The sequence below is a fragment of the Bradyrhizobium sp. Kon58 genome (assembly GCF_055807455.1).
Genome location: NZ_JBVVOT010000062.1, coordinates 1 through 10563 on the forward strand (window position 1 = coordinate 1; position 10563 = coordinate 10563).

Genomic DNA, 10563 nt, shown 5'->3' on the forward strand with positions numbered 1-10563 from the left:
ACCAATCTCGGCTCGAACTACATCAACGACTTCCCGAACCGCGGCCGCATGCAGCGCGTCGTGGTGCAGGCCGATGCCCGCGACCGCATGCGAACCGAGGACATCCTCAACTACAACGTCAAGAACAGCCGGGGCCAGCTCGTGCCGTTCTCGTCCTTTACTACCGTGGAATGGGCGCGCGGTCCGACGCAGATCGCCGGCTTCAATTATTATCCGGCGGTCCGCATCTCGGGCGAGGCGAAACCCGGCTTCACCTCGGGCGATGCCATCGCCGAGATGGAACGGCTCGCCGGCAAGCTGCCGCGCGGCTTCGGCTATGAATGGACCGGGCAGTCGCTGCAGGAGAAGCTGTCGGGCTCGCAGGCGCCGTTCCTGCTCGGGCTCTCGGTGTTCGTGGTGTTCCTGTGTCTGGCCGCGCTGTACGAGAGCTGGACCATTCCGCTCGCGGTGCTGCTCACCGTGCCGCTCGGCATCGTCGGCGCCGTGGTCGCAGCGATGCTGCGCGGGCTGCCCAACGACGTCTATTTTACCGTCGGCCTGATCACCATCATTGGCCTTGCGGCCAAGGACGCGATCCTGATCATCGAGTTCGCCAAGGATCTGCGGAAAGAAGGCAAGCCGCTGGTGGACGCCACCATCGAGGCCTGCCGCCTGCGCTTTCGCCCGATCCTGATGACCGGCCTCGCCTTCATCTGCGGCGTGCTGCCGATGGCCATCGCCCACGGCGCCGGCGGCGCCAGCCAGCAGGCGCTCGGCAGCATCGTGATGGGTGGCATGATCGCTGTGGTGATCCTGGCGCTGCTGATGGTGCCGGTGTTCTTCGTCTCGGTGCAGCGCGTGCTGGGCGGGGATCGGGAGAAGGCGGCGGAAGCCAACGTGTACGGTTCGCCAGCGAGTGCCGACTATGCACGTTAGTAAGACCGATGTAGATCGATTTTGGCGTGAGGCCGGCGAATGCCGACAACTCGCAGAGCTTGCGGTGAACCCACTCGCAAGGCAAGCTTGGTTGCGGCTTGTAGGCGAGTGGACCAAGCTTGCAGAAGAGGCTGAAGAGCACGCGAGAAAGGAAGGGGCGGCCGCTCGGAGGTCTTTCTTGTGAAAACGTGCCGGAAGGGTGGCCTGGGCGGCAGCTCGTTCCGGTGAAAGGGGGCGTGTCTCCACCTCTTTTCGGGGCGAGCTCGTTCTCCGTGCGCAACCTGATGTCGATTCCGGAATGCCGGACCGTGCCGAGGCCGCATTGCCGCTGCTGATGCGCGCGCCACTCTCGAACCCGCTTACGCGCTGGCGCACGGCCTAGCAGCCATGGCGCACCACAATCTATTCTTGCGGGCCGGCCTCAAGGAGGAACATCGCTTGCAATCCGTGCGTCACGCCCGCTTGGCGCTGGAGCATGGCCGCGACGATGCTCTGGCGCTCACCTTCGCCGGCTTCTCGCTCGGAATGGACGCCCATGATCGCCTTCGCCGCTTTCGAAACCGCGCTCACGCTGAGTCCATCGGGTGCGCTCGGCTTCATCCTCGGCAGCGTCGTGCATAGCTGGGCAGGAGCAGCTGAGCCGACGATCGCGTGGGGGGAGCGAGGGCTAAGGCTTAGCCCTTCGATCCTTGGGCGTTCGCGGCGTTCGGTTCGCAGGCGATCGGGCATTTCCTGCAGGGTCGGCACGAGCAGGCGGCCAGGGCCGCCTACCAAGCGATCCGGTCGAACCCCGCCCACAGCATCAACTACGTCATTCTGATCGGACCTCTGGTCGCACTCGGCCGGCTCGACGAGTCGAGGGCCGCTGCGGCCCGAGTGCTCGAATTGCAGCCGACTTTTCGTGTCAGTCGACAGTTTGCGGGCGTCGGTTGCGACACGGCTCTCGCATCGAAACTCGGTGTCGAGTTGATTGCAGCAGGGCTGCCGAGAGTGCGAGCGCCAATCTCCAGAAGAATTTTGCATCCGCGTACAATCGGGGCGACCTTGAGGCAATGGGGGCAGCGTTTAACGAGAACGCAATCAGAGTCACTCCTAACGGAATCTTCCAGGGCCGCGATGCCATACGACGAAGTTTCCAACAAGCCTTAAAGATAGGACTGCACGACTACTCCGTCAGGCGTGTCATATCTCGACGCGAAGGTTCGTTCATACTCAAACGTAGGAGAGTGGCAGACCAAAGTGGGCGATCAGCCCTTCCATGGCTACTACAGCGCAATACTGGCGGGCGAGGGCGACGAAACGTGGATCATTGAAGAGACGGTCAGCATCGCGGCTCCATAAGCCCGCGTTGCAGGTAGCTCATTCTTTTCCTTTTGGCAACATTCGACCTTCATGCACCTCATGCGTTATGGCCCGGCTGTCCTCTGAAGCAAGCAAACGCTTCACCAGTCGCTCACCGCACCAGAGTTCGACGGAACTACCGTGCAGCATCTGCCTCGCCCAGACGACGGCGTCTTCGTCGTTGGCGCAGACGAATGTGCGGGAGTTCTCGTGACCATTCGCATCAACGATGCAGGCTCGATATTGCATTACCAGTTCTCTCGATTCAGCGTTCAGTTCGACCGAACTGTAAGCACTGGCTCGCAAAAATCGAACTACTTTCGCTCGCGTAGACCTAGCCGCGCGTGCTGGAACGAGCACGACTGCTGTTAGGGTCGGCGCGTGGTCTTTCACACGTGACGCCGATGTGCAGGCAAGTCATCGGATCGCCCTGCACGCGCGGCTCACCCGAAGCACCTTACCAATGGTGGATTGACTATCGTCAAAAAAATCAGGATAGCGTCACCAGTATTTCTCGCTTGCGGTTCCGCGACCAGCAGCGCCCACTCTCGGCAAGTGAACGGTTTGCCTCTGGTTACGTTGTGGCTGGCAGCCCCTGCGTCGTGTCTGAGGGGGCTCTGAAAATGAGAGATGCGAGAGGATGCACCTGAGCAACTCCCAAGACATCGGAGGGAGATCGATCGTTCTCTTGGTCGAGGATGAAGATCTTCTTCGCGAAATGCTCGAGGAGACATTGCTGGAGGCCGGTTTCGGCGTCCTCAGCGCCGCGTCCGGCGAGGAGGCTGCCGACCTGCTCAGCGGGACTTCTTTACCTCGAGCCCTGGTCACCGACATCAATCTGGGCCGCGCCAGAATGGACGGGTGGGCGCTGGCCCGTCGCGTCCGCGAGCACGATCCAAGCTGCGCAATCGTCTACGTCTCCGGCGATAGCGCCCATCGCTGGGTCTCGAACGGCGTGCCGCATAGCCTGATCCTGCCCAAGCCCTTTGCGCCGGCGCAGTTGGTGGAGGCTCTATCCGAACTCCTCATCTGAACGTCATAGCTGCCCGGCGCGCGAAGGGGATGCGCACGGATTCAGTTCCCCTTAGGCTGGTCAAACCACAAGAAATGTCTCACGCTCAAGGGGTACCAAGTGTCGGTCGAGTTCCGCAACAACGTGCAAGTCCGCGGCCGTGGCGAGCGTGCCATGATGTTCGCTCATGGTTTCGGGTGCGATCAGAACATGTGGCGGTTCGTGGCGCCCGCGTTCGAGGCAAATTTCAGCACGGTGCTGTTCGACCACGTCGGAGCGGGCCGCTCGGACCTCGCCGCTTACGATCGCCAGAAGTATTCCAAATTGTCCGGCTATGCCGACGATGTCGTCGAGATTGGCCACGCGCTCGGGCTGAAGGGCGCGGTCTTCGTGGGGCATTCCGTCAGCGCGATGATCGGAGTGCTCGCCGCGATCAAGGATCCGACATTGTTCGAGAGCCTTATCCTTGTCGGCCCTTCGGCGCGCTACATCGACGATGGCGACTACGTCGGCGGCTTCAGCTCCCAGCAGATCGAGGAGCTTCTTTCCTTCCTGGAAGAGAACCACATGGGGTGGTCGGCCCAGATGGCGCCTGCCATCATGGGCAATCCCGACCGTCCCGAACTCGGCGAGGAACTGACCAACAGCTTCTGCCGGACCGATCCCGCGATCGCCAAGGAGTTCGCCCGGGTCACGTTCCTCTCCGACAACCGCGCGGACCTGGCCAAGGTCAACGCTCGCACGCTGATCCTCCAGTGCAGCGAAGACATCATCGCCGGGCAGCAGGTGGGTGCGTACGTGCAGCGCAACATCCCGAACAGCAAAATGGTGGTCCTGAAAGCGACCGGCCATTGTCCCAACCTGAGCGCGCCCGAGGAAGTCGTTGCCGCAATCCGAGATTTCGTCTGAGTGAACAATAATCATCCCGCCGATAGCGATTTCGAAGACCTCTACGAAAACGCGCCATGCGGGTACCTCTCCGTTCGTCCGGACGGCCGCATCGATCGTGCCAATCGAACGCTGGCGGGCTGGATGGGCTACCAGCCGGACGACCTTCCTGGGATGCGACTGAGCGACCTGCTCAACATGGCGGGACGCATATTCCTGGAGACCCACGTGGCGCCGCTGCTGCGCATGCAGGGCTTCTTCGACGAGTTCGCCCTCGATCTCCTCACCAAGAGCGGGGCGCGGCTTCCGGCGATCGCCAACGCCCGTGAGCGGCGCACCGACGCGGACGCGCTCCTGTTCACCCGCCTGACAATCATGCGGGCCACGGACCGGCGTCGCTACGAGCGCGAGCTCATCGACGCCCGGAAGGAAAGCGATGAGCTCAAGTCGGCGCTGGAAGAGCGTCTGCAGCAGGAGCGCGCAAACGCGGAGTTGCGTGAGCAGTTCATCGCCGTGCTCGGCCACGACCTACGCAACCCTCTCGCATCCATTGCGGCGGGTGCACGGCTGATGCTCAAGGCCAAGACGCCGGAAGACGCGCTACGGCTCGAGGCCATGATGCAGAGCAGCGTCGGGCGAATGGCCAAGATGATCGAGAGCGTCATGGATTTGGCACGAGGTCGCCTTGGCGGAGGCATCTCGCTGTCCAAGTCAATTACGGCGATTGAACCCGTGCTCGACCAGGTCGTCGCCGAATTGACGGCGGCCCATCCGGAGCGCCGCATCGAAACCAGCTTCGAGGTCGAGACACCGGTCTTCTGCGATCCGGCCCGTATCGCCCAGTTGTTCTCGAACCTGCTCGGCAACGCAATCAGCCACGGCGCGCCGGATCAGCCAGTGCGGGTCCAAGCTACCGCCAAAGCAGAAATGTTTGACTTCTCGGTGGCGAATGGAGGTGCGGCTATTCCGGAAGAGGCGCGGACGCGCCTGTTTCAGCCGTTCTACCGAGGAAAGGCGCACGGCCCTTATCAAGGATTGGGACTTGGTCTGTACATCGCGTCTGAAATAGCGAAGGCGCACGGAGGTTCAATCGAGGTCGATTCGACCGACACAGAAACCAAGTTCACCTTGCGGATGCCCCTCGAAGGCGATGGGTCGCTCCGGCCGCATTCCGCTCCCTGAAACCAGCAACTTCAGCGGTCGTGGGCCGTTCGATGCGGATGCAGAACCGTGAGTCCCAAGGCGGCAATCGACGCGCATCGTGCATAGGAACACGCGCTGGCTTCTCGGCATCTTCCGCTGGGCTTCGTCACCCTTTCAGATGAACGAGATTGATTTGGTAAATTTCCATTACCTCAGCCTCTTTCGGCGTCGGGCGTGTAGGCTTTTCTACCGGAGCTGTCAGGAGGAAAGGCGGAGAAAGGGCTTGTGCCTGCTCCGCGGCTGGCTCACTCCGCAGCAGCGCGCGCAGTTCGACGGGAAGGGCTATTTCGAGGTGGTCGGGTCCGACACGGGTACCCGCTACCGCATCCGTCATGGCACATCGGCCAATGTCCGCGAGGTCGATGCATCCGGTCGACTGGGAATGGGATGGTGCTTTGTTCCGGTTGGTGAGCTGGTCGAAGGGGATGTGATGCTGGTTCAAAAGATTGCTTTAGAGACGAGCGAACTTGAGACACTGACCATCGCCAAAAACTTCTACGGATGGTGATGTCGGAAGTCTAAGGGTCTCCGTTCGCTCGCGATCGCCAATTCGGGGAGCGACCAGGTTCCGTGTTCACTTGTGTACAAAGTGTCTCATCCTTAAATCACGGTTGCAGCAAGCAAGGATCGCGCTACCCGCCAGCAGCAGGAGTTGCGCCATATGGCTTATAGCAAACCCTTCGATATCGCCGTCATAGGAGCTGGCGCAACAAAGCTGTCGGTGGTCGCTCTCGATCTGGAAAATGCGGAGGAGGCCTGCGCGGTGGGGAAGCAGATGGCCGAGACGACTGGGCGAACTGTCACCGTACGGAATGCAGAAGGCGAGGTCCTCGGCATTTTTCCAGGCGCGAATAAAAACTAGGAACGGCCAATGGCACTCGGCATTTGCGGACATGCCGACGTTCTTCTTCGAGCTCACTGATGAGGCCGCGCCCGTCAAAGATGGGAACAGTGGTGGCTTGAGTAAAGCCGACAGCGGGAGCAGCAGTTCGTTCAGGGAAGCGAGCCCAGCGACACGATACGCTTCCAGGGGCTCCGATCGGCAGCAAAGACGAAGTAATCGACCACTGTACCGGGCCAGCTTCGAAGCCTTAGACTTTCAACGGCCTCTCGCTTGACCATGGCGAGCGGCTGCGGCTTCCCATGCTCGCGGGCACGCAGCGCGCAACGCACGCCGAATGCGGTGTGCAACTCCGTGGTCTTAGCCGCTGCGGCTTAAGAACCAGATTCTGGGCGGTCGTCCTGTTGTCGCGCGCCTCCTCGACGCAAGGAGCTATCAGGGGCAAGGCACAGATAGATCGACTGATCTCGCTCTGGAGCTTTATGCAAACCCCTCATGGAGCGATTTCAGGTGCGACCGGCTCAATCGGCCGCAGGTATCATTGTAAAGCTGTCGGGAACTGGAACCTTCGTTGATCGTTGCCCCATGCCAATGGGGGCAATCCATCAATCAAGCAAGTGACGGTCGGCGTGTCCGACGTGTCGGCGCCAGAAGAGCGCGGCCCGCTGGGAGGCTCATGACGCGAAATAGCGAAGATCAAAAGCCGGAAATTGCCGCATGGCAATGGAGGCAAATCGTCAACGGCGCAACCGATACCGCCATCATCACCACCGACTTGCGTGGCCGGGTGACGAGTTGGAACATTGGCGCGTGCAACATTCTCGGGTGGACGGAAGAGGAGATGATCGGCCGCTCCTTGAGCCGCGTCTTTGCGGAGGAGGACCAAGAGGCCCAGCTTAGCCGCGAAATCGCCGACGCGATGACAAAGGGCAAGGGCGGCGGCGAAGAAGGCTGGCGCCTTCGCAAGGATGCCTCACGTTTTTGGGCCGTCGGAGAGCTCAGCCCGATCCGGGATAAATCGCACGTCGTAGGATTCATCAAGATCCTGAGGGACCGAACGGCGCAACGCGAGGCGGAGGAAGCTATCCGAGAAGAGCGGCACGCTCTCGAAGTGCTCAACCGTGCCGGCTCGGCGCTCGCAGCGGAGACAGACCTCGAGCGCCTCGTTCAGATCGTTACCGATGCGGGCGTGGCGCTTACGGGGGCCGAGTTCGGCGCCTTCTTCTACAACGTCATCAAAAATGCGGGCGAGAGCTATATGCTCTATACCCTCTCCGGAGCGCCGATCGAGGCATTCTCGAAATTCCCCATGCCGCGCAATACGGAGGTATTCGCGCCGACCTTTCTGGGCCAAGGCATCGTTCGTTCGGACGATATCACCAAGGATCCGCGCTACGGGAAGAACTCGCCCCGCAAAGGGATGCCTGAAGGCCACCTGCCGGTCCGGAGCTACCTTGCTGTATCTGTCATATCCCGCACTGGTGAAGTGCTTGGCGGTCTTTTCTTCGGACATGCGCGGACTGGCGTGTTCAACGAGCGGTCGGAGCGGGGCCTGTCCGGGCTTGCCGCTGAGGCCGCGGTCGCGATTGATAACGTCCGCCTGTCCCAAGCCATGCACCGAGAGATCGAGGAACGGAAGCGGGCGCAAGAGGCGCTGGTCGAGCTCAACGCCACTCTGGAGCGACAGGTGACGGAACGGACCGAACAGTTGCGCAAGAACGAGGAAGCCTTGCGCCAGTCGCAGAAGATGGAGGCCGTCGGGCAACTGACCGGGGGCGTGGCGCACGATTTCAACAATCTGCTGCAGATCATCCTGGGTAATCTGGACACCCTGCAGCGCAATCTTCCGGCTGAATCGGGTCGGTTGCAGCGTGCGGCGCGAAACGCGATGACGGGCGCGCAACGGGCAGCCACCCTAACCCAGCGACTTCTGGCGTTTTCGCGTCGGCAACCGCTCGATCCCAAGCCGCTCGATGTGAACGCACTTGTCAACGGGTTGTCGGACATGATCCATCGTACGCTCGGCGAAACGATCGACGTGGAAACTGTCCTCGGTGCAGGCGTGTGGCGGGTCGAAGCCGACCCGGCCGAATTAGAGGCGGCGATCATCAATCTCGCTGTCAACGCCCGCGACGCTATGACAAACGGCGGTCGACTGACGATCGAGACCAGCAATGCGCACATCGACGACGCCTACGTCGCGTCGCACACAGAAGTCGTGCCGGGCCAGTACGTCGCCATCGCGGTCACAGACACGGGCGTTGGCATGGATTCGAAAACGGTCGCTCAGGCTTTCGAGCCTTTTTTCACGACCAAAGCTGTCGGCAAGGGCACCGGACTGGGGCTGAGCCAGGTGTATGGCTTCGTCAAGCAGTCCGGCGGTCACGTCAAGATCTACTCGGAAGTGGGACAGGGAACGACGGTGAAGCTGTACTTGCCGCGGCTCGCGACGCAAGCCGCGGGTGCCGAGCAAGTCGAGTCCAATCCAAGTCCCGAAGCCGCACAGGAAGAGACCGTCCTCGTCCTCGAGGACGACGACGAGGTGAGAGCATATTCGGTCGAGACTCTCCGCGAACTCGGCTACCGCGTCGTCGAGGCTCACGACGGACCGTCGGCCTTAAGGCTCCTGGAGCGGCAGCCCCGGGTCGACCTTCTCTTCACCGACGTTGTTTTGCCAGGTGGCCTGACAGGAGCACAGGTCGCCGCCCAGGCGAAGACGCTTCGACCCACTTTGAAGGTGCTCTTCACGACCGGATACGCACGCAACGCCATCATCCACCATGGGCGGCTCGACAAGGGCGTGCAGCTCATCGTCAAGCCATTCAGCTTCAGCGACGTGGCGGCGAAGGTGCGTGACGTCCTCGACGGCGCTTCGGACTAGTCCAGCTGCGGCTGCAAACACGCGAGGCGCCGACCATCGTCCCAAAGTTCCAAGGGGTGTTCGCCCACCATCGCGGGGCTTTCTTTTGCTCGACCCCCCGTTGCGCACCAAACTCACGTCGGTCTCGAGTTCGTCGAGCACGTAACCTCATAGATCATCATGACACTTGGCTCGCCGAACGGCTCGACGCGTACGTCACATAAATTAACATAGGTTTGGGATTGCCAGAATTTCCCGGCAGTCGTCAGATTTTAGTTGGCAGAAGCGAATGATGTTGGCATGCTCCTGTGACCGGGGCTGGCACGTTCATCTCGCATCTATTTACACCCGGGTTCTGAAGCAACGGCAACGCTGCGGCAGGCGTTTCAGTACGTGTTATTTAGATCAACTAATGAACTCCTGAGGCCGCCTTTAGGTGGCCTCTTCGTTAGGAATTCAATTCTGCGGGGACATTGCAATGGCAAAACCAGCCGTTTCCCGTGACGCTTTTCGTGGACTATTCGCTTTGTACTGGGCGAAGGCTCATCACGATCACAAAGCCGAAGCCGAGGATTGCCTTTTGACGTTGTTCGGGTCTGCGGAATACATTCCCGATCGCCTGCTGCAGCAATGGTCTGAAAAAGCTGATCTACTCGGTCCAGAAACCGTCGGTAGTGTAGTGGAGCCGCGGGCCCGTGAAATCGCCAGCGGCGGCGCGCGGTACGACCATGCGAGTGATTTTCTCCACTCGCTCCTGAGAGACCTCGGGCGAAAAATGCAGTGATCAGATGCGCCGTTTCCGCCGCTCTTACCGCGCGCCTCTGATCACCTTTTATCTCATTGACAATCTTCTGCCGGCACGCAGCTCGTTAGACCGGCGCGTAGCCTCTTAGCCCCTGGATCTCAACCCGCGCCTTCTCCCTGGGTCTAAGGAGGTGCGTGGCGCCTCAATCTTCGAGGCGAGCGACCAGGCTGCTGGAGAAATTCGAACGCGATACGGAGCCATCAATAACATTTGGAAGATTGCCCTGGTGGCCTTGTAATGGGCTGCAGTCCTGCTGCACTCGGTGCCAGTCAACAGAGGGGTGCCTGAGCGGTCAATGACGGACCACCGCCAGCCACGACCCCGTCTTTGTATGGTCAGATCAAAGAGAGCAAAATCGCCGGCGTTCATTAGGCAAACCTTCAATACGCACTTGGAAATCGAGAATACATTACAAATTTGACAGGAGAACTTTCGGGCGGTGGTAGAGTTCCACGCCCTGCATAGGTCTGATATTATTTGAAGCTTAAATGTATGACGCTACTCGACGATCTCCGGTAGCCATCCATATAGAATGCGACCAAACATCCGCGTCGCAAATATCCGGGATGCTTTAATCCCGAGTTGCCACCGAAAGCCTGGACAGATGTCCCACTCATCAAACGACAAGATCGCGCTCTTCATCGATGGAGCCAATCTCTACGCGACGGCGAAAACTCTGGGCTTCGACATCGATTACA

The 10563-nt window shown here is 60.5% G+C and carries 11 protein-coding genes and 1 pseudogene; 10 read left to right on the top strand and 2 right to left on the bottom strand.

The window, feature by feature from the left end:
- On the top strand, nt 1–915 hold a 915-nt coding region (locus AC0L20_RS38995), incomplete at its 5' end, for an efflux RND transporter permease subunit (protein WP_473295523.1).
- Between the two features lie 402 nt (nt 916–1317).
- On the opposite strand, the gene AC0L20_RS39000 is transcribed toward AC0L20_RS38995, so the two are convergent.
- Entirely contained in the window at nt 1318–1485 is a 168-nt protein-coding gene (locus AC0L20_RS39000; protein WP_473295524.1) for a hypothetical protein, read from the bottom strand.
- 359 nt (nt 1486–1844) lie between these two features.
- Here AC0L20_RS39000 and AC0L20_RS39005 point away from each other — a divergent pair, with 359 nt between their 5' ends.
- The gene (locus AC0L20_RS39005; protein WP_473295525.1) at nt 1845–2228 is read left to right on the top strand and encodes a YybH family protein; all 384 of its coding nucleotides are present in this window, start codon (nt 1845–1847) and stop codon (nt 2226–2228) included.
- 46 nt (nt 2229–2274) lie between these two features.
- On the opposite strand, the gene AC0L20_RS39010 is transcribed toward AC0L20_RS39005, so the two are convergent.
- A complete protein-coding gene (locus AC0L20_RS39010) occupies nt 2275–2505 on the bottom strand; it encodes a hypothetical protein (RefSeq protein WP_473295526.1) in 231 nt (76 codons plus the stop codon).
- A gap of 439 nt (nt 2506–2944) precedes the next feature.
- On the opposite strand from AC0L20_RS39010, the gene AC0L20_RS39015 reads away from it, so the two are divergent.
- From AC0L20_RS39015 to AC0L20_RS39050, 8 genes and pseudogenes are all read left to right on the top strand, one after another.
- On the top strand, nt 2945–3289 hold the full coding sequence (locus AC0L20_RS39015; RefSeq protein ID WP_473295527.1) for a response regulator: 345 nt from the start codon (nt 2945–2947) through the stop codon (nt 3287–3289).
- Nucleotides 3290–3388: 99 nt separating this feature from the next.
- Nucleotides 3389–4177 carry an alpha/beta fold hydrolase gene (locus tag AC0L20_RS39020; protein ID WP_473295528.1) on the top strand — a complete coding sequence of 263 codons (789 nt, stop codon included), beginning with the start codon at nt 3389–3391 and terminating at the stop codon, nt 4175–4177.
- Nucleotides 4178–5338: a PAS domain-containing sensor histidine kinase gene (locus tag AC0L20_RS39025; RefSeq protein WP_473295529.1), complete on the top strand. Its 1161-nt coding sequence runs from the start codon at nt 4178–4180 to the stop codon at nt 5336–5338. It abuts the gene before it with no gap.
- Between the two features lie 139 nt (nt 5339–5477).
- Nucleotides 5478–5867 carry a hypothetical protein gene (locus AC0L20_RS39030; protein WP_473295530.1) on the top strand — a complete coding sequence of 130 codons (390 nt, stop codon included), beginning with the start codon at nt 5478–5480 and terminating at the stop codon, nt 5865–5867.
- 153 nt (nt 5868–6020) lie between these two features.
- On the top strand, nt 6021–6221 hold the full coding sequence (locus AC0L20_RS39035) for a hypothetical protein (RefSeq protein ID WP_473295531.1): 201 nt from the start codon (nt 6021–6023) through the stop codon (nt 6219–6221).
- 655 nt (nt 6222–6876) lie between these two features.
- On the top strand, nt 6877–9081 hold the full coding sequence (locus AC0L20_RS39040; RefSeq protein WP_473295532.1) for a PAS domain S-box protein: 2205 nt from the start codon (nt 6877–6879) through the stop codon (nt 9079–9081).
- A gap of 457 nt (nt 9082–9538) precedes the next feature.
- Nucleotides 9539–9844, top strand: coding sequence for a hypothetical protein (locus AC0L20_RS39045; RefSeq protein ID WP_085357201.1), 306 nt, complete (start codon nt 9539–9541; stop codon nt 9842–9844).
- A gap of 625 nt (nt 9845–10469) precedes the next feature.
- Nucleotides 10470–10563 (top strand): annotated as a pseudogene (locus tag AC0L20_RS39050) (LabA-like NYN domain-containing protein); the annotation flags it as partial.

Coding starts and splice junctions, on each gene's coding strand:
- AC0L20_RS39010 (WP_473295526.1), bottom strand. CDS start 2,505: ATGCAATATCGAGCCTGCATCGTTGATGCGAATGGTCACGAGAACTCC.
- AC0L20_RS39030 (WP_473295530.1), top strand. CDS start 5,478: ATGAACGAGATTGATTTGGTAAATTTCCATTACCTCAGCCTCTTTCGG.
- AC0L20_RS39035 (WP_473295531.1), top strand. CDS start 6,021: ATGGCTTATAGCAAACCCTTCGATATCGCCGTCATAGGAGCTGGCGCA.
- AC0L20_RS39040 (WP_473295532.1), top strand. CDS start 6,877: ATGACGCGAAATAGCGAAGATCAAAAGCCGGAAATTGCCGCATGGCAA.
- AC0L20_RS39045 (WP_085357201.1), top strand. CDS start 9,539: ATGGCAAAACCAGCCGTTTCCCGTGACGCTTTTCGTGGACTATTCGCT.